The sequence below is a fragment of the Ruegeria sp. HKCCD6428 genome (genome assembly GCF_013110595.1).
GTDB lineage: Bacteria > Pseudomonadota > Alphaproteobacteria > Rhodobacterales > Rhodobacteraceae > Ruegeria.
In genome coordinates, this window is record NZ_WVQX01000006.1 from 230,876 (window position 1) to 253,883 (window position 23,008).

The following is a 23,008-nucleotide window of genomic DNA, read 5'->3' on the forward strand; positions in this document are numbered from 1 at the left end:
GCCGTCGCGGCGAATTAGCGCCTTGTTTGACTGGCCTGCGGGCGCTAGTTCTAGGGCGCAATTTCTCAGCAGGAGCCCTCTCATGTCGAAACTGGTGACGATTTTTGGCGGATCGGGATTTGTCGGTCGCTACATCGCGCGGCGCATGGCGAAAGAGGGGTGGCGTGTCCGGGTGGCTGTACGTCGCCCGAACGAGGCCATGTTCGTCAAACCCTATGGTGCCGTGGGTCAGGTCGAACCGGTGCTGTGCAATATCCGGGATGATGCCTCTGTGGCGCTGGCGATGCAGAGCGCCGATGCGGTTGTGAACTGCGTGGGTGTGCTGAACGAGCTTGGCAAGAACGGGTTTGATACCGTTCAGGCCGAAGGAGCTGAACGCATCGCGCGTTTGGCGGCCGAGCAGGGCATCAAGCGGATGGTTCACATCTCGGCCATCGGTGCGGATGCGAATTCAGCCAGCGCGTATTCCCGGACCAAAGCACATGGTGAAGCGGGCGTGTTGAAGCATATGCCAGACGCCGTGATCCTGCGTCCTTCGGTGATCTTTGGCACCGAAGACCAGTTCTTCAACCGTTTCGCCGGAATGACCCGCATGGGACCGTTCCTGCCTCTGGTCGGGGCCGAGACAAAATTCCAGCCGGTTTTCGTCGACGATGTGGCGCAGGCTGCCGTCAAAGGCGTTCTGGGGCAGGCAGAGCCGGGTGTTTACGAGCTTGGCGGCCCCGAGGTTAAGACCTTTCGTGCCTTGATGCAGCAGATGCTTGAAGTGATTCACCGTCGCCGCGTCATCATCGGCCTGCCGTTCTTTGCCGCGCGGATTATGGCGGGTGTGCTGGATATCGTTAAATTTGTCAGCTTCCAGCTGTTCCCCAACAACATTCTGACGCGCGATCAGCTTAAGAACCTGCGTCACGACAATGTTGTCGCCGAGGGCGCAAAGTCTTTTACAGACCTTGGTATCGTGCCGACTACGCTGGAATCGGTACTGCCGGAATACCTGTGGAAATTCCGCCCCTCGGGTCAGTATGACGACATTCAGAACTCGGCCAAAAACCTGCGTATCTGATCAGCTGTAGGCCATGATCAAAAGGATCACGCCAAGAATGACGCGGTAGATGACATAGGGTGTGAAGCTGACGCTGCGCAGAAGCCGCATCATCAAACTGAGCGCCAGCAGGGCCGAAAGAAAGGCAAACAGCGCCGCAATGGCCCCATCCCGGGCCAGTTGCATATCGGCCCCGCGCACGGCATCCAATGCCAGCAGTGTGCCCGACGCCAGGATTGTCGGGATCGACATCAACATCGCGATCCGCGCGCCGTCTTCACGGGTATATCCCAATTGCCGCGCGCCGGTTATGGTTATCCCGGAACGGGACGTGCCTGGGATCAGGGCAAGAACCTGCCACAGACCCATGATGAGCGCGTCGCGTATTCCCCAATTTTCGGCCTCTTTGGTTTCAGGAGCCTTCTGATCCACCCAATACAACAGCAGACCGAAACCCAGCATTGTCCATCCGATGACCGTGATCGAGCGCATGGCCTGGCTCAACCCGGTGACATGCAGAATGAGGCCCGCGATCACGGTAGGAACAGTTGCAACGATCAGGCCCAGAGCAAGCCGGGCCTGCGGTGTATCCGCCCGTCCGGTCAATGCGCGCGGTAATCCGGCAAGGGCCTGTTTTACATCTGACCGGAAATACAGCACCACGGCGCCCAGGGTTCCCACATGTACCGCGACATCAATGGCTTGACCCTGATCCTGCAACCCCGACAGGTTGGGCAGCAGGATCAGGTGACCAGATGAGGATATGGGCAAAAACTCAGTGATTCCCTGAATGATTGCTACGAGAATCAGGTGAAACAAACTCATCTGCCCTGCCGTGCTGCTGCCACGTGTTCTTTGTGGGTTATGGGTATAAGGGCGATGGAAAAAAGGAAAGCGCGCATATAGGTCCGAATCGGATCTAAAATTTCCAATTATTTTCCACTTTTCTTAAAGGCGCGCTGCATTTTTTCAATTTAGGTCAGCATAATTGACTTTTCATCCAAAAGCGCATCCCGTAAAGAAACGGAACCTAGCCAATTCATGGAGTCTGACCCGTGGCCAAGCAACCGATGCTGAAATTTGTGCAGATCGACCGCGTCATGCCGGAAAAGCGTGCTGCCAATGACCGCAAGGACGACTTTGACGAGATCTATTCCGAGTTCGCCGCCGAAAAAGCAGCCGAGCAGGCGAGTCGGTGCAGCCAATGTGGTGTTCCGTACTGCCAGTCGCATTGCCCGTTGCACAACAATATTCCCGACTGGTTGCGCCTGACTGCGACCGGGCGCCTGGAAGAAGCCTATCAGGTAAGTCAGGCCACCAATACCTTCCCCGAGATCTGCGGGCGCATCTGTCCGCAGGACCGCCTGTGCGAGGGCAACTGCGTGATCGAACAGTCGGGCCATGGAACGGTCACGATTGGTTCGATCGAGAAATACATAACGGATACCGCATGGGAAAAAGGCTGGGTCCAGCCGGTTGCTCCATCGGCCGAACGCGCTGAAAGCGTGGGTATCATTGGTGCTGGCCCCGGTGGATTGGCCGCTGCGGATATGCTGCGCCAGGCTGGTATCCAGGTCACGGTATACGACCGCTATGACCGGGCCGGTGGCCTGCTGATGTTTGGCATTCCGGGGTTCAAACTGGAAAAAGACGTCGTTCAGCGCCGCAATGACCTGTTGGCTGATGGTGGGGTCGAGTTTGTTCTGAATTGCAACGTGGATGCGGCCAAGTTCGAAGAAATCCGGGCCAGGCATGATGCCGTTATCATTGCGACCGGTGTCTACAAGTCGCGTGACCTGGCAATGCCGGGCAGCGGTTTGGCCGGGATCGAAAAGGCGATCGACTTCCTGACAGCCTCGAACCGGAAAAGCTTTGGCGACCAGGTCGAAGAATTCGACAACGGCCGCTTGAACGCCGACGGCAAGAAAGTCGTCGTGATTGGCGGCGGTGACACTGCGATGGATTGCGTGCGCACTTCGATCCGTCAGGGCGCGACTTCTGTCAAATGTCTGTATCGCCGGGACCGGGCCAACATGCCGGGGTCACAGCGTGAAACGCAGAATGCCGAAGAAGAAGGCGTGATCTTCGAATGGCTCAGCGCACCCAAAGGGTTCACGGGTGAAGATACGGTCAAAGGTGTTGTCGTTCAGAAGATGCGCCTGGGACAGCCAGACGCATCCGGTCGTCAGGCCCCCGAAGTGATCGAAGGCGCGGACTATGTCGAAGACGCCGATCTTGTAATCAAGGCGCTTGGATTCGAACCTGAAGACCTGCCGACGCTGTTCGGACAACCTGATCTGCCGGTCACCCGCTGGGGTACGATCAAGGCGGCGTTCCAAACCGGCGAGACCGAAATGGACGGAGTCTATGCAATCGGTGACATCGTGCGCGGTGCCTCGCTGGTGGTCTGGGCGATCCGGGACGGTCGTGACTGCGCTGATACGATCATCGAACGCTTCAATGCCAAATCTGCCGTTGCGGCCGAATAATCCCGGCGATTAGGAGGCTTCGAAATGCCTGAATTGCAAGGCCAATGCATGTGTGGCGCGGTTACGGTGACGGCAACTCCGGCGCGGGATGCGCTGGGGGCCTGCCATTGCGACCGGTGCCGGCGCTGGACCAGTTCCATGCTGGTGACGTTTCAGGCCGAAGAAGGCTATGCCGCGCTTGGACCGGTCAAAACCTTCACTTCCTCTGACTGGGCCGAGCGCGCCTTTTGCGCCGATTGCGGCTCGGCGCTTTGGTATCGGATCACGCTCCCGGGCGAGATGCACGGCCAGACGCAAATGGCGGCAGGTCTGTTTGACAACGCCGCAGGCAACCCACTGAAACTTGAACTTTACATCGACAAAAAGCCCCAGGGCTACGCGTTCGCAGGCGAACGCCGGCAGATGACCAAAGCCGAGGTCGAAGCCATGTACGCCCCCTCTGACGAAGGAGACAGCCAATGACCAAATATGATGCCGATTGGGTGCGGGCCGAAAAAGCCAAGCGCAAATGGATGGCTGAAAATGGTCTCTATTCCGAGGAAGAAGAGCATTCTTCCTGCGGTGTGGGTCTCGTTGTGTCCGTGGATGGGAAAGCGTCGCGCAAGGTTGTGGACGCCGGTATCGACGCGCTCAAGGCGATCTGGCACCGCGGCGCGGTTGATGCTGACGGCAAGACCGGTGATGGCGCGGGCATTCACGTGCAGATTCCGGTCTCGTTTTTCTACGATCAGATCAGGCGCACAGGCCACGAGCCCAAATTGGACGAACTGATCGCTGTTGGTCAGGTTTTCCTGCCGCGCACCGACTTTGGCGCACAGGAACAGTGTCGGACCATCGTGGAAAGCGAAGTTCTGCGCATGGGTTATTACATCTATGGCTGGCGTCACGTGCCGGTCGATGTCACCTGTCTGGGTGAAAAAGCCAACGCCACCCGGCCCGAGATCGAGCAGATCCTGATCTCGAATTCCAAAGGTGTGGACGAAGAGACCTTCGAGCGCGAACTCTATGTCATTCGTCGCCGTATTGAAAAGGCCGCCTCAGCCGCCGGTATTTCCGGGCTGTACCTGGCTTCGCTGTCCTGCCGTTCAATCATCTACAAGGGTATGATGCTGGCCGAGCAGGTTGCTGTCTTCTATCCCGACCTGATGGACGAACGGTTTGAATCCGCCTTCGCAATCTACCACCAGCGCTATTCCACCAACACCTTCCCGCAATGGTGGCTGGCGCAGCCCTTCCGCATGTTGGCGCATAATGGCGAGATCAACACGCTGAAAGGCAATATCAACTGGATGAAAAGCCACGAGATCCGCATGGCGTCCTCGACATTTGGGGATTATGCCGAGGATATCAAGCCGATCATCGCCGGAGGATCGTCGGATTCGGCCGCATTAGACTCTGTTTTTGAGGTTCTGGTGCGCGCGGGTCGCTCGGCCCCGATGGCGAAAACCATGCTGGTTCCGGAAAGCTGGTCCAAGCAGGCGGTGGAACTGCCGCAGGCGTGGCGCGACATGTATTCTTACTGCAACTCGGTGATGGAGCCGTGGGACGGCCCCGCCGCGCTGGCCATGACGGATGGCCACTGGGTCTGTGCTGGGCTGGACCGCAACGGCCTGCGTCCGATGCGTTACGTCGTGACTGGCGATGGTCTTGTCATTGCGGGATCCGAGGCCGGCATGGTGCCGATTGATGAGTCCACAGTGACCGAAAAAGGCGCGCTGGGCCCCGGTCAGATGCTGGCTGTCGACATGAAAAAGGGCAAGCTGTATCGCGACACCCAGATCAAGAACAAGCTGGCGAGCGCATTGCCGTTTGGCGAATGGGTCGGCAAGATAAACGATCTGGACGAGGCGCTGGCAGGTGTGACCGAAAAGCCGATTTTTTCGGGTGAAGATCTGCGCAAGCGCCAGATCGCGGCAGGCTATTCAGTCGAAGAGCTGGAGCAGATTCTTGCGCCTATGGCTGAAGATGGCAAAGAGGCGCTGGCGTCCATGGGTGACGATACGCCCTCGGCGGTTCTGTCCAAGCAATACCGCCCGCTCAGCCATTTCTTCCGGCAGAATTTCAGCCAGGTCACCAACCCGCCGATCGACAGTTTGCGCGAATACCGCGTCATGTCCTTGAAAACCCGGTTCGGGAACCTGAAGAACGTGCTGGATGAGGACAGCAGCCAGACCGAGATCATCGTTCTGGAAAGCCCCTTTGTTGGAAACGCGCAATGGGATGAACTGGTTGGGAACCTCAATGCTCCGCTGGGCGAGATCGATTGCAGCTTTGAGCCCGGTCAAGGTGCGCTGAGCGCGGCTTTGGCCCGTGTCAGAGCCGAAGCTGAAGAGGCTGTCCGGTCTGGCGCAGGGCATCTGGTGCTGACCGACATGAACTCGGGTGAAGATCGTGTGGCGATGCCGATGATCCTTGCCACCAGCGCAGTGCACTCACACCTGACCCGTCAGGGCCTGCGGACGTTCTGTTCCTTGAACGTACGCTCGGCTGAATGTGTCGATCCGCATTACTTTGCGGTTCTGATCGGCTGTGGCGCGACCGTTGTGAACGCCTATCTGGCCGAAGACTCGCTGGCCGATCGCATCGATCGTGGGCTGCTGGACGGCACCCTGACCGAAAATGTTGCGCGCTACCGCGAAGCCATCGACCAGGGCCTGTTGAAAATCATGGCCAAGATGGGAATTTCGGTGATCTCGTCTTATCGTGGAGGTCTGAATTTCGAGGCTGTAGGCCTGAGCCGCGCGATGGTCGCCGAGTACTTCCCGGGTATGACCAGCCGTATTTCCGGCATCGGCGTCACCGGTATTCAGGCAAAGGCCGAAGAAATCCACGCCAAGGGCTGGAACAGTGGTCTGGACGTCTTGCCGATCGGTGGTTTCTACAAGGCGCGGCAATCGGGTGAAACCCACGCGTGGGAAGCGACCTCGATGCATATGATGCAGATGGCGTGCAACAAGGCGTCCTATGAGCTGTGGAAACAGTATTCTGCCAAGATGCAATCGAACCCGCCGATCCATCTGCGCGACCTGATGGATTTCAAACCATTGGGCAAACCGGTACCGATCGAAGAGGTGGAATCGATCACCTCGATCCGCAAGCGTTTCGTCACGCCGGGCATGTCACTGGGCGCGCTCAGCCCCGAGGCGCACAAGACGCTGAACGTGGCCATGAACCGGATCGGAGCGAAATCCGACTCGGGTGAAGGTGGTGAAGATCCTGCACACTTCGTGCCGGAGCCGAATGGCGACAACCCCTCGGCCAAGATCAAGCAGGTGGCCTCGGGCCGGTTCGGTGTGACCGCCGAATACCTGAACCAGTGCGAAGAGCTGGAAATCAAGGTTGCCCAAGGTGCGAAACCGGGCGAGGGCGGCCAGCTGCCGGGCATGAAGGTCACCGACCTGATCGCGCGTCTGCGGCACTCGACCAAGGGCGTTACGCTGATTTCTCCGCCGCCGCATCATGACATCTACTCGATCGAGGATCTGGCGCAGCTGATCTATGACCTGAAACAGATCAACCCGCGCTGCAAGGTGACGGTGAAACTGGTGGCGTCTTCGGGCGTTGGCACGATTGCTGCCGGTGTGGCCAAGGCGAAAGCGGATATTATCCTGATTTCGGGTCACAATGGCGGTACGGGTGCCTCACCCGCGACCAGCATCAAATATGCCGGTCTGCCATGGGAGATGGGCCTGACCGAGGCGCATCAGGTTCTGGCGATGAACAACCTGCGCGACCGGGTGACTCTGCGCACCGATGGCGGCCTGCGCACCGGGCGCGACATCGTCATGGCGGCGATGATGGGGGCCGAGGAATACGGCATCGGCACCGCCGCCCTGATCGCGATGGGCTGTATCATGGTGCGTCAATGCCAGTCGAACACCTGCCCCGTCGGCGTTTGCACGCAGGATGAATCGCTGCGCGCCAAGTTCACCGGAAACGCGGACAAGGTGGTGAACCTGATCACCTTCTACGCTCAGGAAGTGCGCGAGCTTCTGGCCAGCCTTGGTGCCCGCTCGATGGATGAGATCATCGGCCGTGCCGACCTGCTGGCTCAGGTCAGCCGTGGCTCGGCGCATCTGGACGATCTGGATCTCAACCCGCTGCTGATCACCGTCGATGGTGCGCATAACATCGTGTACAATCGCGACAAGGACCGCAACGCCGTGCCCGACACGCTGGATGCCGAGATCGTGCGCGATGCGGCACGGTTCCTGAAGGACGGCGAGAAGATGCAGTTGTCATATGCCATCCAGAACACGCACCGCACTGTCGGAACCCGTATTTCCAGCCACATTGTGCAGAACTTCGGCATGCGGAACACGTTCCAGGATGACCACCTGCACGTGAAACTCCAGGGTTCGGCCGGTCAGTCTCTGGGGGCTTTCGCTGCCCCGGGTCTGAAGCTGGAAGTTTCGGGGGATGCCAATGACTATGTTGGCAAGGGCCTGTCTGGCGGCACGATCGTTGTGCGCCCGCCGCAGGTCAGCCCGCTGAAGGCAGACGACAACACAATCATCGGCAACACGGTTCTCTACGGTGCAACTGACGGCCATCTGTTTGCGGCCGGCCGCGCGGGTGAACGGTTTGCCGTGCGCAACTCGGGCGCCAAAGTTGTGGTTGAAGGATGTGGCTCGAACGGGTGTGAGTACATGACCGGCGGTGTGGCCGTGATTCTTGGTGATATCGGGGCCAATTTCGGTGCCGGGATGACCGGTGGCATGGCATATCTGTATGATCCTGAAGGCAAGGCCGAAGCGTTGATGAACAAGGAAACGCTTGTGACCTGCCCGGTCACCGTGGACCATTGGGTGGATCAATTGAAAGCCCTGATCACGCGTCACGCCGAGGAGACTTACAGCCGCAAGGCTGCGGATATTCTCCAGCATTGGGATGTGGAAAAGGGCAACTTCTTACAGGTTTGTCCCAAAGAAATGCTCAACAAACTCAGCCACCCGCTGAGCGAAGAAGTCACGGCAGTTCCGGCGGAGTAAGCCGAAATTCCATCAAAAAACCGGCCCCGCGTGCCATTTGCAGCACGCGGGGCCACAGTTTTTGTGCGGTTTCAGTGGGATTCTTGCCTGCTCTCCCGAATTTCGCCATGCTTTTTTCACCTTGTAGTGATAGCCATTGCCTGTTTCGGTTTCTAATGGTGACAGAGTAGGGGCAACAGGATGCCAACGACATATCGCGATCAGTTCTTCACCTTTGATCCCGCAAGCCCGCCACCAGCGGGAACGGCCGTCGCGGTCAGCAGTTTAAACCTGACTGACGTGAATGATGACAATCTTATTGACGCGCCCAGTGGCGATACGGTCAACGGACAAGACGTAACAAATTCCTGGCCGGGGGATACTGTTACGATCAACGTGTCAGGCGTTGGGAACGTGACCTATACGGGAACCACTTTCTACCTGGCCGATGGGTCGCGGGTTTTCACCCCCACAGACGGCCAGGTGCTTCAGCCCGGAACGCTGGTGTCGACCACTTTCGTCAACACACAAGGCCCCCTGAATGTCGGAAATCTGGGACCGCCGTGTTTTACGGCAGGGACCATGATCGCGACACCGGAAGGTGAGCGCGCGGTTGAGGATTTGAAGGCAGGTGATCTGGTCATCACGGTGGATCACGGACCACAACCCTTGATCTGGATCGGGTCTACAACCGTCGCAGCCGAAGGCAAACTGGCCCCAATCCGTTTCGATGCCGGGGTGTTTGGTCTGGATCGCCCATTGCTGGTTTCACCGCAGCACCGGATGCTGATCGAAGACTGGCAGGCGTCCTATCTGTTCGGCCATACCGAAGCGCTGGTTCCGGCGCATACTCTGGTCAACGATGACACCGTGAAACGGGTCGAGGGCGGTGAGGTTGAATATTTCCATCTGTTGTTCAAACAGCATGAGATCGTATTCGCCAACGGAGCAAAAAGCGAAAGCTATTATCCCGGGCATGCGTTGTCGGCCTCGGATCGTGAAACGCAAAGCGAAGTTCTGCACTTGTTTCCCGAGTTGGCAGGGCTTGATCCGATGTCGCTGAAAACCGCGCGCCCGATCGTTCATCCGCGCGAGGCGCGTGTTTTCGCGATTTAGGCCGTTTCAAACCGGAACCCTGCGTCGTATAGCTGAGGCATGGCGAAGAAAGCAGCCCGCAAATCCGGCGGTAAAAAAAGCAAGGCATCCAGAAAGAAAGTACCGGTGGCGCGGCAGATTCGCCGCTGGGTAGCGCGCACGGCCATGGCAGTCGTGTGTCTCGTCGTTGGTCTGGTCCTGATTTATTCGGTTGTGAACCCGCCCGTGACTCATACCATTTGGTCGGAATGGCGCCGACTGGGAAAGGTTGAACGCGAATGGGTGCCGATCGAGGACATGGCCCCGATCATGGCAAGATCAGTTGTGGCGGCTGAGGACGCAAATTTCTGTCTGCATTGGGGATTTGACGTTGAAGCCATTCGCGATGCGCTTGAGGATGGCGGAAGTCGCGGTGCGTCGACCATCACGCAACAGGTGGTGAAGAATGTGTTCCTCTGGCAGGGCCGCAGCTGGGTGCGCAAGGCTTTGGAAACCTCGATCACGCCGTTGGTTGAGATATTCTGGAGCAAGCAGCGTATTCTTGAGGTGTATCTGAATGTCGCCGAAACCGGAAATGGCGTATTCGGGGTCGAAGCTGCGTCGCAACGCTATTTCAACACCAGCGCGGCAAAGCTGACTTCGGTTCAAGCGGCGCGGATTGCCGCAATCCTGCCGTCCCCGCGCAACCGGTCGGTCACGGATCCGACTGCGCGCACCCGCAGACGGGCGGCTTCGATCCTCGATGGGGCGGCCACCATCCGCGCAGATGGTCGCGCGGATTGTTTCGAGGATTGAAACCCGCTATCTGCCAAGGCTAAATCTGTCGGGTATTCACTGGTTCGAATGGAAGTCCATGGCGCGTCTGTTTCACGTTCCCCTCTCTCCGTATTGTCGCAAGGTCCGTCTGTCGCTGGCGGAGAAGAAGATCGAGGTTGAGCTGGTAGAAGAGCGATACTGGGAACAGGATCCTGATTTTCTGCGGCGCAACCCGGCGGGAAAAGTACCCGTGTTGCGTCTGGACGGGCAGATCATGTCGGAAAGCGCTGCGATCTGCGAATACATCGAAGAAACCCGCCCAGAGCCAGCTTTGATGCCGAAAACCCCCGAAGCCAGGTTTGAAGTAAGACGCCTTGTCGGGTGGTTCGACGACAAGTTTCACCACGAGGTGACATCGAAGCTGTTGTATGAGCGAGTGAACAAAAAGGTGACAGGACAGGGGTATCCGGACAGCAAGAACGTCAAACAGGGTGCCAAGGCGATCAAATACCATCTGGATTACATGGCGTGGCTGCTGGATCACCGCCGTTGGTTGGCCGGGGATCAGATGACATTGGCGGATTTCGCGGCCGCGGCGCATCTGTCTTCGCTGGACTACATCTCGGACGTGGACTGGAACCGCAGCCAGGTGGTCAAGGACTGGTATGCCAAGATCAAGTCTCGACCGGCATTTCGGTCAATTCTGGCGGATCAGGTGCCGGGGTTCCGACCGCCGCCCCATTACGCTGATCTGGATTTCTGATAGGGTGCGCAAGGGGGGCTGTCTGCCCCCCATCGCGCCAAGGGCGCGATTCCCCCCGAGGATATTTTGGCCAGATGAAGAGCGGATCGGATCTTAAGGAAAAGCTGGTGCAACAAGCCCAGGCAGAGGGGTTTGTTGCCTGTCGCGTGTGCCGCCCTTGGGATGTTCCACAGGTGCCGAAACGCTTGCGAGCCTATCTGGACGCCGGGTACCACGGGCAAATGGGATGGATGGCCGAGCGCACGCATTGGCGTGGCGATCCTGCCGCGCTTTGGCCCGAGGCGCAATCGGTGGTCATGTTGGCTGAAAGCTATACGCCGGAACATGACCCGACGGAGATCCTGAAACACCCGGATCGTGGTGCAATTTCGGTCTATGCGCAGAACAAGGACTATCATGATCTGGTCAAGAAGCGGCTGAAGCGCTTGGCGCGATGGCTGATTGCCGAAGCCGGAGGTGAGGTAAAGGTATTCGTCGATACCGCTCCGGTTCCCGAGAAGGCGCTGGGATATGCCGCCGGACTGGGGTGGCAGGGCAAGCACACCAATCTTGTAAGCCGCGAATGGGGAAATTGGGCCTTTATAGGGTCTGTTTTCACTACTCTGGACCTACCGGCGGACAATTCAGAGATCGATCATTGCGGGTCGTGCCGCGCCTGTCTGGACAGTTGCCCGACCGATGCGTTTCCGGCCCCGTATCAACTGGATGCACGGCGGTGCATTTCATACCTGACCATTGAGCATAAAGGCCCGGTGGACCATGAGCTGCGCGGAAAGTTGGGCAATCGGATCTATGGCTGCGACGATTGTCTGGCGGCCTGTCCATGGAACAAGTTTGCCGTCGCAGCGAGCGATATGCGCTATGCCGCCCGGGACGATCTGAAAGCGCCCGGTTTGGAAGAACTGGCGGCGCTGGACGATGCTGCTTTTCGTGCAAAGTTTTCCGGCTCGCCGATCAAACGAATCGGCCGGGACCGGTTCGTGCGCAATGTTCTGTATGCCATTGGAAACTCGGGACAGCCGAAACTGAAAACAGTGGCTCAGCGTCTGTTGGAAGACCCGGATGAGACCGTGGCAGAGGCGGCGCGCTGGGCGGTGGAACAACTGTCATAATTGCCGCAAACAGGGTGGACGTGTCGTGCATAACCGCTACACCCATCCCCAGCGAACAGTGAGGAGGACCCGATGACGGTGTCTTTGGGGGTAGATACGGGCGGGACCTATACCGACGCGGTATTGATCAGGGATGAGAAAGAGGTCATCGCCTCGGCCAAGTCGCTGACCACCCGGGCCGATCTGGCGATTGGTGTGGGCAAGGCGATCTCGTCTGTGCTGGCAGAGGCGCAGGTCACGCCGGATCAGATCTCGATGGCGTCATTGTCGACGACGCTGGCCACGAATGCTCTGGTCGAGGGGCAGGGCGGCCGCGTCGCGTTGATCTATATCGGGTTCAAGGACAGTGATCTTGAAAAACACGGGTTGAAAGAGGCGTTGAAAGGCGATCCGGCCCTGGTGATTGCCGGTGGGCATACCCATTCCGGTGGGCAGGCTGCGGCCTTGGATATCGCAGCGCTTGAGGCCTTTTTGAACTCGCATAAGGGGATTTCCGGCTTTGCGGTTGCTGCCCAGTTCGCCACCCGCAACCCGGCGCATGAGTTGGAAGCGGCGCGCATGATCTCGGAAAGAACCGGGGCGCCAGTGACCTGTTCGCATCATTTGTCCGCCAAGCTCAATGGTCCGAAACGCGCGGTGACGGCTGTGCTGAATGCGCGGCTGATCGGGATGATCGACCGACTGATCGGGCGTGCACAGGATCAGCTGCACGCGCTGGGGATTTCGGCACCGATGATGGTGGTGCGCGGGGATGGCGCCCTGATGAGCGCGGAACAGGCGCGGGAACGGCCGATTGAGACTATCCTCAGCGGGCCTGCGGCTTCTATCGTCGGGGCGCGGTGGCTTACCGGAGCGGAGAATGCGCTGGTCTCGGACATCGGGGGAACCACCACTGATGTGGCGCTTATCCGGGACGGAAAGCCCGCGATCGACCCGGCCGGGGCGCAGGTGGGTGGGTTTCGCACCATGGTCGAAGCCGTGGCGATGCGAACCCACGGTCTGGGCGGCGACAGTCAGGTTCATGTTGCGACCGAAGGGTTGCGGGGCGGTGTTTTCCTGGGCCCGCGTCGCGTGTTGCCCGTTTCGCTGATCGCATCAGAAGCACCCGACGTTGTGCATTCAGTACTGGATGAACAATTGCGGGCCACGACCGTGGGCGAGCATGATACGCGCTTTGCCCGCCGCGTGCCCGGCATCCATGCTGAAGGAGTAGGTGCGCGGGAAGAAAGCCTGTTGGAGAGGCTGGGAGATCACGTTCTGCCCCTGAGCGCCCTGCTGCGGTCGCGGATGGAGAACGGGGCGCTGATGCGCCTTGTCGATCGCGGAATCATCCAGGTGTCGGGGGTTACGCCATCTGATGCCAGCCACGTGTTGGGGCGGGTTCGTGCCTGGGATGTCGATGCGGCGCGCAAGGCATTGAACCTGATGGCGCGCAAACGGGTCGGGTCAGGGGATATGTTGGCAAACTCTCCCGAAGCGCTGGCCCAGATGATCGTGGATCAATTGACGGAACAGACCAGTTTGACTTTGTTAGAGGCTGCTTTTGACGAAGAACAGGTTGGTTTTGGTCTGCCGCCGCATGATTTGGCGCGTCATGTGCTGACACAGCGCGGGTTGGCACAACACCGTGGGTTGCTGTCGCTGAGCGCGGCTTTGAATGTGGATGTGGTTGGCCTTGGGGCGTCGGCCCCCAGTTACTACCCTGCCGTAGGTGAGCGGCTGCATTGCCGGATGATCCTGCCGGAACATGCGGGCGTGGCCAATGCGATTGGTGCTGTCGTGGGGCGACTGACCCTGCGTCGCTCGGGCACGGTCACATCCCCGGCGGAAGGGCGATACCGTGTGCATCTGGAGGATGGCCCGAAGGATTTCGCCGCGTCAGAGGACGCCCTGGCCCTGTTGGAAAAGGTTTTGATGTCCGAAGCAGAGGGCGCAGTACGAGAAGCCGGCGCAGAAGACATTCGCGTGATCGTGGATCGTGACATCAAAACCGCGCGAGTCGAGGCAAAGGATGTATTTGTCGAGGCCCTGATCACGGTCGAGGCAAGCGGACGTCCACGGGTGGCCGCGGGCTAGCCCCCCTGAAAGCTTCAGAGGGGCCGGGCAGGTGGTGCTTTATTCTGCTGCGCTTGTGCGTTTGGGCAGGACCCAATCCTGACGCGGGAAGTGGCAGGTATAGCCGTTCGGAATCCGCTCCAGATAATCCTGATGCTCTGGCTCGGCTTCCCAGAACTCTCCGACAGGTTCGACCTCGGTCACGACTTTTCCGGGCCACAAGCCGCTGGCATTCACGTCGGCGATGGTGTCCAGGGCCACCTGTTTCTGGGTGTCATCCACGTAGTAGATCGCAGATCGATAGCTCATGCCGATATCGTTGCCCTGACGGTTGACCGTGGTCGGGTCATGGATCTGAAAGAAGAATTCCAGCAGGTCGCGATAGCTGATCCGAGACGGATCGAACCAGATCTCGATCCCTTCCGCGTGGGTGCCGTGGTTGCGATAGGTCGCGTTGGGCACGTCACCGCCGGTATAGCCGACACGCGTACGCGACACGCCCGGCAGTTTGCGGATCAGGTCCTGCATCCCCCAGAAGCAGCCCCCGGCCAGTACAGCGCGTTGCTCGGTCATCAAATATCCTCCACATGAATCAGGTATTCGCCATAACCTTCGGCTTCCATCTCATTCCGATGAATGAACCGAAGCGAGGCAGAGTTGATGCAGTACCGCAAACCGCCATGTTCACGCGGACCGTCAGGGAAGACATGCCCCAGATGGCTGTCGCCGTGTTTCGAGCGAACCTCGGTCCGGATCATGCCATGCGTGGTATCGCGGAACTCTTCGACATGTTCGTGCACGATCGGCTTGGTGAAACTGGGCCAGCCGCACCCGGATTCGTATTTGTGGGTCGAGGCAAACAGCGGTTCACCCGATACGATATCCACATAAATGCCGGGTTCCTTGTTGTTCAGGTATTTCCCGGTGCCCGGACGTTCTGTACCACTGCGCTGGGTGACGTGAAACTCTTCGGGCGAAAGCGCAGCAATGGCCGTGGGGTCTTTGGTATAGCGAGTCATGGATCCTCCGGCTGAAGTAGTGTTTGCGCCATTATCTGGGGGCTGCGGGGAGGAAAGCAAAGCGATATTTCAAACCGCTCTCGCAGTCGTGCAAGTGATCTGAACAACAAAGTCACGCGTATCAGGATGAAAGGGAGGACAAGACATGATGAGATTGCTGCTTTTGACTGCCCTGATCTTGCTGGGCCGCGCCGTTCAGGCGGCGCCGCTGACTGGTGAGTTCGACTCGATCGACGGAGGCACATTGGCCATCGAAGAGTGGCGCGGCCAACCCATCCTGGTGGTCAACACCGCGTCACAATGTGGGTTTACCGGGCAATACAAGGCTCTGCAAAAGGTACATGAGGCCTATTCCGGCAAAGGGCTGGTCGTTCTTGCGGTTCCGTCGGATTCGTTCAATCAGGAACTTGGGTCCGCGGAAGAGGTGAAACAGTTCTGTGAGATGAACTATGGGCTGACTTTACCGATGACGGATATCACTCCGGTCAAAGGGGCTGACGCCCACCCGTTTTACAAAGCCGTTGCCGCGCAGACCGGGTTCACGCCCAAGTGGAACTTCAACAAGATCCTGATCGATCCTGAGGGTGAAGTTGCGGCGACTTTCGGGTCAAATGTAAAACCCGATTCCCGCAAACTGCTGTCTCAGGTCGAAGCTTTGCTGCCCTGAACGGGCTGGCGTGAAAGCTGAACCGCAAGAATGCCAAGGGTTGTAACCGTGACGCCAACCGCATCCATGGCGCCTAGCTTCTCGCCCAGCAGGATCGCAGCGATGGTGACGCCAAACACAGGGTTCAAAAAGTGGAAGGTGGCGGCCCGAACGGCTCCGATCCGGTCCAACAGCAGGAACCAGATCAGTGTCGCCAGCAAACCGGGGAAAATGGTTGTGTAGGTAAAGGCCAGCGCCAGTGGCAGCGTTGGGTGGATGTAGATGGTTTCAAAGACCGGAGCAGCCGCAAACAGCGCGGCTGAACCAACCAGCATCTGCAAGCCGACGACCATCATGAAGTTCCCGCCGGATGTTGCACCGCGAACGGCCAAGGTTGCAAAGGTCAAGGCAAGAGCACCCAAACCGCAAAGCGCGACCCCGAACATATCAACGCCCGCGCTGATCCGGCTGCTCATGATAAGGGCGACTCCGGCGAAACCGGCGAACAGACCCAAAACACCCAGTGGCCGCAGCTTTTCGCCGAAAATCAACCTCCCCGCCAGCGCCACCAACAAGGGCATGGTGGATGCGATTATGGCCGCGACCGAAGCCTCGACCGTTTTCATCGCATAGAAATTTAGACCCAAATAAAGGGCATTTTGGCAGATTCCGAACAATATCGTTGCGCGCCATTGGTTTCGGGTCAGGTGCCAGCTTTGCCCCATCGCGCGAGCTATCATGACCCCCAGAACACCGGAGATCAGAAACCTCAAGGCCAGCGAAAACAGAGGGGACGCATCCGCCACGATAATACGCGCCGAGGTAAAGGCAGATGACCAGATCAGGGCAAATGTCAGCCCCATGGCTATGGCGCGCAGATCCATGGAGACCCCCTGTCACTTTGCGCGGACTGTTCCTGATTTTGGGATCGGTCGCAAGCGGTGCGCGTCAAAAAAGACACATGCGTGATGCAAGAAAAGTCTTGCGCATGATTTTATTGATTGACTGGCCAATTAAAGATATCGGCGGCAGGACCTGACATATCAAGGGAGGTTTGTCGGTGCTTCTGGAGTACATTCTATCGTTCGGCGTCCTGCTGGCATTGGGGCTGGTCGCTTTCTTCGTCGTGAAATGGTGGAACCTGCGCTGTGTCGGCGTGACACCGGTTCATCTGTTCACGTTCATCGCGATTCTGTTCACATCCGGCCTGGATGTCGGCCTGATCATGTTTCCACTGACCGAATTCGGAGGATACGCCGAGGACCCGGCCTATGCCTTTGCCAACCCGCTGGCGATCGAATTCGGATTCTGGGGTTTTCTGATCTGGGCCTTCTATTTCCTGACGGCCTTCTACTTCTGCGTGATAGAACCCCGCGTGAAGTTCTTTGAGATCCCGCTGGTCAAGCTGATCAACAACGTGGTGATCATTGGCACATGCGCCTTCACCGCCAGCCTGTTCCTGATCTACCTGCCCGGCTATCTGCCCGAGGTCGGAGATGGTGAATCCGTCGTTACCACCTTCTACATCATCGTGTTTGTCGTCATTCTGGCGGCGGCCTATTCCTCGACCGATCTGAAATACGTTCGCATCCTGTCCGTCGGTTCGACCTTTCTGTTCCTTGCCCTGATTCTGGGCATGTGGGCAGCCGCAGGTATGGGCGTGACCGGGTTCGTGGAAACCGGCAGCAATATCGGCGCCTATTTCGCCAACCTGCACAAGTTCGTCCTGCCATTGACCGACTATCACGCGTTCTACCTGTTCTGGTGGTTTGCATGGTCGATCATGATCGGACAGTTTACGTCGCGCTTTGTGGGTGGTCTGACCACGTGGCAGTTGCTGGCCGCGCTGTTGATCTTCCCGTCGATCCCGCTGGGGATCTGGTTCACTGTACTTTATTATTACCACCTGAACGGCATCAGTACCGCTGGCATCACCAACATTGCGATGGTGATCGTAGGTGTAACGTTCGTGATCAACTCTCTGGACTCGCTGATCCGTCTGTACACCGACAACCTGAACCTGACCGTCGAGCGGTTCGGAAAGGCGATCTATGTGGCGGGCAACGTCGCACTGCTGTTTGTCCTGACCCTGCTGTTCCAAAGCCAGTGGCTGCAAATCCAGTGGATCGGAGCGGTCGTAGTTGGACTGTATCTGGCTTGTGTCGTCTATATCCTGATCACCAAACGCCAGGAGGTATTGAGCATCGACTCGATGCCAGAAGATCGTGATCTGGACTTCCACAAGGTTGAAACGGTCCACTGACCGGACCAGAGACACGGAACAGAAACGGGCACCTCTGCTGCCCGTTTTTTACCGACAATATCGCAGCTTTGGACAATCTGCGGTCTTTTCAGACGCGCGACATCCCAACCCGGGCGGCGGCTGCCTTTACGGTACGATCAAAAGGAATGTTGCCCGCGTTGCAATCAACCCGCCCGTGAAATGAAGTTGGGCAAGGCTACTCGTCAACCGCCGGATAGATGAACCCGTTTACCGGGTAGGGATTGCCGTAGCGGCCCGGTTGGCTTTCAACCCGAACCAACGTCCAGTCATTGTTTTTTGAGACATCCTTGACGCCCATCTTCAACGACACCTTGTTTCGGTGCCAGTTGGCATGATTCACGATGACTTCTCGGTCGGTGACGATATCGGATACGACAGCCACATGGCCCAGGGGCATTCCGCGGGTCGCCCGAAACGACATAACCGCACCAACAACCGGTTCCTTGCCGCGCTCGAACACTTGCTGCGCCCTTCCCCACCAGTCCTTCGCGTTGCCGCGAATTTCAATACCGCTGAGGTCTCGGGCGTAGGGCACGCACCATACTCTTTGCCCTCTGGCCCGCTTTTTCGAGACCTCTTGCAACGCCATCAACTGACGTTCAGGGTCGAGATTTTCATTGGTGGTGTTTTGCGCGCAGGCAGAGACAAGAGTGATAAGACCCACCGCAATCGCGGAACGGGTGCTGCCGGACAAGCGCGGCCAAGTCTTTTTCTTTCTACAGACGCTGTTTTGCAAAATGCTTCATTGCCGGTTCGAAGATTGACGAAGTTGTAAGGTGATCGGACAAGCCTTGAAAAGAGGCCCGTCAACGCACGGCAAGATTTTGCCAGTTCTCTGACCCTGAAGGCGCATTTTCACTTGGGTGGCGAATATCCGGGCCGAAACATGCTGTGCGAAGCGGGTTCAAACCCGGCAGGCACAACATATTCGAGACGATAGAAAAAGGGCCCCCCGAAGGCGGCCCTTTATCGTTGTCCTGAAAAGCTGAAATCAGCCGTTCACGCTGTCTTTCAGCGCTTTGGCGATGGTCATTTTCACAACCTTGTCGGCCTCTTTGGTGAAGGTTTCACCAGTGGCCGGGTTACGGACCTGACGCTCGGGCCGCTCGCGGCAGTAGATTTTGCCGACGCCGGGCAGGGTCACTGCGCCACCGGCCGAAACTTCGCGGGTAATCAGGCCGGTGATGGCCTCCAGCGCGGAGTTTGCGGATTTCTTGTCGGTTCCCATTTCCTCAGCGAGAGCAGCAACCAGCTGAGTCTTTGTCATAGGCTTTGCCATTTCTTGGTCTCCTTAACGTGCCCGATCTATAGGGCCTCACCGCGTAACTGTAACGGGATATTGTGGCCAAACACAACGAATAGTAGCGCTGAAACCCCTAAAAATATGGGGAAAACGTTGCTTTTTTGCGTCAGAGGAAGGCCGTTTCGTCGAAGGAGCGCAGTTTCCGGCTGTGCAAACGCTCCAACGGCATGCCGCGCAGATGCTCCATCGCCTTGATGCCGATGGCCAGATGTCGGCTGACCTGAGTGGTATAGAACGAAGACGCCATGCCTGGCAGCTTCAATTCTCCGTGCAGGGGTTTGTCCGACACGCACAGCAAAGTGCCGTACGGAACGCGGAACCGATAGCCGTTTGCGGCAATGGTGGCACTTTCCATATCCAGCGCGATTGCCCGGGATTGGCTGAGGCGCTGGACCGGTCCGGACTGATCGCGCAATTCCCAGTTTCGGTTGTCGACCGAAGCCACGGTACCGGTCCGCATGATCCGTTTCAGCTCATACCCTTCCAGTTTCGTCACCTCGGCCACGGCGTGTTCCAGCGCCACCTGAACTTCAGCCAGAGGCGGGATCGGCACCCAGACGGGCAGATCGTCATCCAGAACCTTGTCTTCGCGCAGATAGGCGTGGGCCAGAACGAAATCGCCCAATGCCTGCGTATTGCGCAACCCGGCGCAATGGCCAACCATCAGCCACGCGTGCGGGCGCAGAACGGCAATATGGTCGGTGGCGGTTTTTGCATTGGATGGGCCAACTCCGATGTTCACCAAAGTAATCCCCGAACCATCTTTGCGCTTCAGGTGATAGGTCGGCATTTGCGGCAGTTTCAGCGGTTGTTCGATAGGTGCCTTTGGGTCCGTGATCTCGGCATTGCCGGTTGAAACAAAGCTGGTATAGCCGCTGGCAGGGTCCGCCAATTGTTCTCGGGCGTAGTTCTCGAATTCCGAGACATAGAACTGGTAGTTCGTGAACAGCACGTGATTCTGAAAGTGACCAGCGTCGGTGGCGGTGTAGTGTGCCAATCTGGCAAGCGAATAATCCACGCGCTGGGCGGTGAAAAGGGACAAGGGTCCAACGGCATCTTCATGGTCATGCACGCCATTGACGATGTCATCATTGGTGGTTGTCAGGTCCGGAACATCAAACACATCGCGCAGGGTGAAGTCGGCCGCGCCCTGATGAGGCACGACCAGATCGGGATTGTTTGCCACGGCAAAATGCACCGGAATCGGCGTGTCCGACGCCGCAATTGTCACAGGTTGACCATGATTCTTGATCAACAGGGCGATCTGTTGGGTCAGGTAGGATCTGAACAGATCCGGACGCGTCACTGTCGTGGCATGAACACCAGGTTCAGACACATGACCAAAGCTCAGGCGGCTGTCGACTTGGGCATAGGTCGAGGTCTTGATGCGAATTTCCGGATAATAGGCTCTGAATCGCGCGGCAGGTGCCCCATTTTCCATGGCGTCCGCAAAGCTGTCGCACAGGAAATCGGTGGCCTGCACATACAGCTCTTCCAACCGTGCAACAGCGGCGGCGGGATCGGTAAACTGTTCTGGCGCGGGTGCTTGCGGTGTCAGGAGTGTGGTCATGCCAATGGTTCCAGAAGTTCTATTTTTTCGAATGTGCGTACGTCGACCAACCCGAGATCCGATATTCGAAGTTCGGGAATCACGACCAGCGCCAGCAATGAATGCTGCATGTACGCGTTGTTCAGATGACAGCCGCAGTCCTGCATCGCCTGCACCATCCTGTCGGCCTTGGCCGCGACTTCGGCGGCGGGGCTGTCGGACATCAGGCCTGCGATGGGCAGCTCGACCAGTGCCAGTTCCTGCCCGTCTCGGAACAAGGTGATGCCACCGCCCACTTCGGCCAGACGGTTGGCGGCCAGCGCCATCTGATCCCGGTCCGTACCCACGACGATCATGTGATGACTGTCATGTGCCACGGTCGAGGCCATGGCCATCTTTCCCTGATAGCCAAAGCCCGAAACAAAAGCGTTGGTGACGCCCCCTGTGGCCTGGTGCCGCTCGACCAGCGCGATCTGGCACACTTCGCCTTCGCCCTCGACGAGCCCGCCAATGATCGGCAATTCGGCCTTCAATGCCTTGGTCGGGGCCTGGTTTTCCACCACGCCGATGACGTTGGCCTGAACTTTGTTGGCCCCTTCCGGTGCCTTGATCTCAAAATCGGCCGACGTCAGCGCATGCCCCAGATGAACGGTATTGCGCGATTTTTCGGGCCAGTTCAGATGTGGACAATCCACTTTGATTGCCCCGTTTTCCGCAACAACCTGCCCGCGGGCTATCACGATCTCAACCGGCAGTTCGGTCAGATCCGAGCTGAGGATGATATCCGCCCGCCGCCCCGGAGTAACGGAACCGATCTCGCGTTCCAGCCCGAAATGCGTTGCCGTGTTGATCGTCGCCATTTGCAGCGCGACCAAGGGGTCACATCCGCAAGCAATGGCATGGCGCACGACGCGGTTCATATGCCCGTCATTCACCAATGTGCCGGAATGACAGTCATCCGTGCACAGAATGAAGTTGCGCGGATCCAGCCCTTTTTCTGTCACGGCCGTAATCTGGCTTTCCACATCATACCAGGCCGACCCCAGACGCATCATCGAGCGCATCCCCTGCCGAACCCGTGCAATGGCGTCGGCCTCGCATGTGCCTTCGTGATCATCCGCCGGGCCACCCGCGACGTAAGCCGCAAAATCAGGCCCTAAATCAGGCGAAGCATAGTGCCCTCCGACCGTTTTCCCGGCCCGTTGAGTGGCTGCAATCTCGGCCAGCATCTTGGGGTCGCAGTGGATCACGCCCGGGAAATTCATCATCTCGCCCAGCCCGATGATACCCGGCCAGTTCATTGCCTCGGCCACGTCTTCGGGTGTGATTTCATAGCCCGTCGTTTCCAACCCCGGTGCGGATGGCGCGCAGGATGGCATCTGGGTGAAAATATTGACCGGTTGCATCATGGCTTCGTCATGCATCATCCGCACGCCGTCCAGACCCAGCACATTGGCGATCTCATGCGGATCGGTGAACATGCTGGTGGTTCCATGCGGGATGACGGCACGGGCGAATTCGGCTGGGGTGAGCATTCCGGATTCGATATGCATATGCGCATCACACAAGCCGGGCAAAATGTAGCGCCCTTGTGCTTCGATGATTTCCGTATCCAGACCCACGCAATGCGAGGCATCCGGTCCGACGAATGCTATGCGCCCGGCAGCAATCGCCACAGAATGATCGGGCAACAATTCGCGGCTGTGTACGTTCACCCAGATTCCGCCCTGAATGACCATGTCCGCCGCCTCGCGTCCGGCTGCAACTGCGATCAATTTGGGGGCGACATCGGGCCAGCTTGGGAAAGGTGTGTATTCCATGGCTCAACTTTCACGAATGCGCCAGCGGGTGCAACCCCGGTTCTTCGGTCTTGGGGATTCCTCATACATGTTGGGCACGTCTTTTGGTTCTGGCGCGCGCGT

Annotated in this window: 19 protein-coding genes; 11 read left to right on the top strand and 8 right to left on the bottom strand. The window is 58.2% G+C overall.

Annotation, left to right across the window (positions count from 1 at the left end; all coding sequences use genetic code 11):
• The first annotated feature begins 82 nt into the window (after positions 1-82).
• Positions 83-1,066 (top strand): complex I NDUFA9 subunit family protein, encoded by a 984-nt coding sequence (locus GS620_RS15090; protein WP_171616691.1) that lies wholly within the window; start codon positions 83-85, stop codon positions 1,064-1,066.
• Here the strand turns inward: GS620_RS15090 and GS620_RS15095 are convergent, their stop codons facing one another.
• The gene (locus tag GS620_RS15095; RefSeq protein WP_171171601.1) at positions 1,067-1,870 is read right to left on the bottom strand and encodes an undecaprenyl-diphosphate phosphatase; all 804 of its coding nucleotides are present in this window, start codon (positions 1,868-1,870) and stop codon (positions 1,067-1,069) included.
• A gap of 230 nt (positions 1,871-2,100) precedes the next feature.
• Between GS620_RS15095 and GS620_RS15100 the strand changes: the two genes are divergently transcribed.
• From GS620_RS15100 to GS620_RS15135, 8 genes are all read left to right on the top strand, one after another.
• A complete protein-coding gene (locus tag GS620_RS15100; RefSeq protein WP_171616693.1) occupies positions 2,101-3,534 on the top strand; it encodes an FAD-dependent oxidoreductase in 1,434 nt (477 codons plus the stop codon).
• 24 nt (positions 3,535-3,558) lie between these two features.
• The gene (locus GS620_RS15105) at positions 3,559-3,996 is read left to right on the top strand and encodes a GFA family protein (RefSeq protein ID WP_171616695.1); all 438 of its coding nucleotides are present in this window, start codon (positions 3,559-3,561) and stop codon (positions 3,994-3,996) included.
• A complete protein-coding gene (gene gltB / locus GS620_RS15110; RefSeq protein ID WP_171616697.1) occupies positions 3,993-8,525 on the top strand; it encodes a glutamate synthase large subunit in 4,533 nt (1,510 codons plus the stop codon). The genes GS620_RS15105 and gltB overlap by 4 nt, the downstream gene beginning before the upstream one ends.
• Before the next feature lie 180 nt (positions 8,526-8,705).
• Positions 8,706-9,620: a Hint domain-containing protein gene (locus tag GS620_RS15115; protein ID WP_171616699.1), complete on the top strand. Its 915-nt coding sequence runs from the start codon at positions 8,706-8,708 to the stop codon at positions 9,618-9,620.
• A 39-nt stretch (positions 9,621-9,659) separates the two neighbouring features.
• Entirely contained in the window at positions 9,660-10,394 is a 735-nt protein-coding gene (mtgA, locus tag GS620_RS15120; protein ID WP_171616700.1) for a monofunctional biosynthetic peptidoglycan transglycosylase, read from the top strand.
• 58 nt (positions 10,395-10,452) lie between these two features.
• Positions 10,453-11,118: a glutathione S-transferase family protein gene (locus tag GS620_RS15125; protein ID WP_152459944.1), complete on the top strand. Its 666-nt coding sequence runs from the start codon at positions 10,453-10,455 to the stop codon at positions 11,116-11,118.
• Between the two features lie 74 nt (positions 11,119-11,192).
• Complete coding sequence (gene queG, locus GS620_RS15130; RefSeq protein ID WP_171206527.1) at positions 11,193-12,230, top strand: tRNA epoxyqueuosine(34) reductase QueG; 1,038 nt, start codon at positions 11,193-11,195, stop codon at positions 12,228-12,230.
• A gap of 72 nt (positions 12,231-12,302) precedes the next feature.
• A complete protein-coding gene (locus GS620_RS15135; RefSeq protein WP_171616702.1) occupies positions 12,303-14,306 on the top strand; it encodes a hydantoinase/oxoprolinase family protein in 2,004 nt (667 codons plus the stop codon).
• Between the two features lie 39 nt (positions 14,307-14,345).
• On the opposite strand, the gene msrA is transcribed toward GS620_RS15135, so the two are convergent.
• Together msrA and msrB are read right to left on the bottom strand one after the other, a co-directional pair.
• Positions 14,346-14,858 carry a peptide-methionine (S)-S-oxide reductase MsrA gene (gene msrA, locus GS620_RS15140; protein ID WP_171233489.1) on the bottom strand — a complete coding sequence of 171 codons (513 nt, stop codon included), beginning with the start codon at positions 14,856-14,858 and terminating at the stop codon, positions 14,346-14,348.
• Positions 14,858-15,304: a peptide-methionine (R)-S-oxide reductase MsrB gene (msrB, locus tag GS620_RS15145; protein WP_171616704.1), complete on the bottom strand. Its 447-nt coding sequence runs from the start codon at positions 15,302-15,304 to the stop codon at positions 14,858-14,860. Before msrB ends, msrA begins: the two co-directional genes overlap by 1 nt.
• 145 nt (positions 15,305-15,449) lie before the next feature.
• Here msrB and GS620_RS15150 point away from each other — a divergent pair, with 145 nt between their 5' ends.
• Entirely contained in the window at positions 15,450-15,971 is a 522-nt protein-coding gene (locus GS620_RS15150) for a glutathione peroxidase (protein ID WP_152459672.1), read from the top strand.
• Here the strand turns inward: GS620_RS15150 and GS620_RS15155 are convergent.
• A complete protein-coding gene (locus tag GS620_RS15155) occupies positions 15,947-16,834 on the bottom strand; it encodes a DMT family transporter (RefSeq protein ID WP_171616705.1) in 888 nt (295 codons plus the stop codon). The two genes, GS620_RS15150 and GS620_RS15155, sit on opposite strands and share 25 nt — an antisense overlap.
• Before the next feature lie 182 nt (positions 16,835-17,016).
• Between GS620_RS15155 and GS620_RS15160 the strand changes: the two genes are divergently transcribed.
• Positions 17,017-18,213, top strand: a complete 1,197-nt coding sequence (locus tag GS620_RS15160) for a BCCT family transporter (protein WP_171117252.1) — start codon at positions 17,017-17,019, stop codon at positions 18,211-18,213.
• 196 nt (positions 18,214-18,409) lie between these two features.
• Here GS620_RS15160 and GS620_RS15165 read toward each other — a convergent pair whose 3' ends face one another.
• The 4 genes from GS620_RS15165 to ade all read right to left on the bottom strand — a co-directional run bounded on the left by GS620_RS15165 (position 18,410) and on the right by ade (position 22,906).
• A complete protein-coding gene (locus GS620_RS15165; RefSeq protein ID WP_253283958.1) occupies positions 18,410-18,928 on the bottom strand; it encodes a CHAP domain-containing protein in 519 nt (172 codons plus the stop codon).
• 297 nt (positions 18,929-19,225) lie between these two features.
• The gene (locus tag GS620_RS15170) at positions 19,226-19,513 is read right to left on the bottom strand and encodes an HU family DNA-binding protein (protein ID WP_117871130.1); all 288 of its coding nucleotides are present in this window, start codon (positions 19,511-19,513) and stop codon (positions 19,226-19,228) included.
• Between the two features lie 130 nt (positions 19,514-19,643).
• On the bottom strand, positions 19,644-21,107 hold the full coding sequence (locus GS620_RS15175) for an AMP nucleosidase (protein WP_152459674.1): 1,464 nt from the start codon (positions 21,105-21,107) through the stop codon (positions 19,644-19,646).
• The gene (gene ade, locus GS620_RS15180) at positions 21,104-22,906 is read right to left on the bottom strand and encodes an adenine deaminase (RefSeq protein ID WP_171616707.1); all 1,803 of its coding nucleotides are present in this window, start codon (positions 22,904-22,906) and stop codon (positions 21,104-21,106) included. The genes GS620_RS15175 and ade overlap by 4 nt, the downstream gene beginning before the upstream one ends.
• Positions 22,907-23,008 lie beyond the last annotated feature (102 nt).

Excerpts from the sequence above, each read along its gene's own strand:
- GS620_RS15090 (WP_171616691.1), top strand. The coding sequence starts at position 83 with ATGTCGAAACTGGTGACGATTTTTGGCGGATCGGGATTTGTCGGTCGC.
- GS620_RS15095 (WP_171171601.1), bottom strand. The coding sequence starts at position 1,870 with ATGAGTTTGTTTCACCTGATTCTCGTAGCAATCATTCAGGGAATCACT.
- GS620_RS15105 (WP_171616695.1), top strand. The coding sequence starts at position 3,559 with ATGCCTGAATTGCAAGGCCAATGCATGTGTGGCGCGGTTACGGTGACG.
- gltB (WP_171616697.1), top strand. The coding sequence starts at position 3,993 with ATGACCAAATATGATGCCGATTGGGTGCGGGCCGAAAAAGCCAAGCGC.
- GS620_RS15115 (WP_171616699.1), top strand. The coding sequence starts at position 8,706 with ATGCCAACGACATATCGCGATCAGTTCTTCACCTTTGATCCCGCAAGC.
- mtgA (WP_171616700.1), top strand. The coding sequence starts at position 9,660 with ATGGCGAAGAAAGCAGCCCGCAAATCCGGCGGTAAAAAAAGCAAGGCA.
- GS620_RS15125 (WP_152459944.1), top strand. The coding sequence starts at position 10,453 with ATGGCGCGTCTGTTTCACGTTCCCCTCTCTCCGTATTGTCGCAAGGTC.
- queG (WP_171206527.1), top strand. The coding sequence starts at position 11,193 with ATGAAGAGCGGATCGGATCTTAAGGAAAAGCTGGTGCAACAAGCCCAG.
- GS620_RS15135 (WP_171616702.1), top strand. The coding sequence starts at position 12,303 with ATGACGGTGTCTTTGGGGGTAGATACGGGCGGGACCTATACCGACGCG.
- msrA (WP_171233489.1), bottom strand. The coding sequence starts at position 14,858 with ATGACCGAGCAACGCGCTGTACTGGCCGGGGGCTGCTTCTGGGGGATG.
- msrB (WP_171616704.1), bottom strand. The coding sequence starts at position 15,304 with ATGACTCGCTATACCAAAGACCCCACGGCCATTGCTGCGCTTTCGCCC.
- GS620_RS15150 (WP_152459672.1), top strand. The coding sequence starts at position 15,450 with ATGATGAGATTGCTGCTTTTGACTGCCCTGATCTTGCTGGGCCGCGCC.
- GS620_RS15155 (WP_171616705.1), bottom strand. The coding sequence starts at position 16,834 with ATGGATCTGCGCGCCATAGCCATGGGGCTGACATTTGCCCTGATCTGG.
- GS620_RS15170 (WP_117871130.1), bottom strand. The coding sequence starts at position 19,513 with ATGGCAAAGCCTATGACAAAGACTCAGCTGGTTGCTGCTCTCGCTGAG.
- GS620_RS15175 (WP_152459674.1), bottom strand. The coding sequence starts at position 21,107 with ATGACCACACTCCTGACACCGCAAGCACCCGCGCCAGAACAGTTTACC.
- ade (WP_171616707.1), bottom strand. The coding sequence starts at position 22,906 with ATGGAATACACACCTTTCCCAAGCTGGCCCGATGTCGCCCCCAAATTG.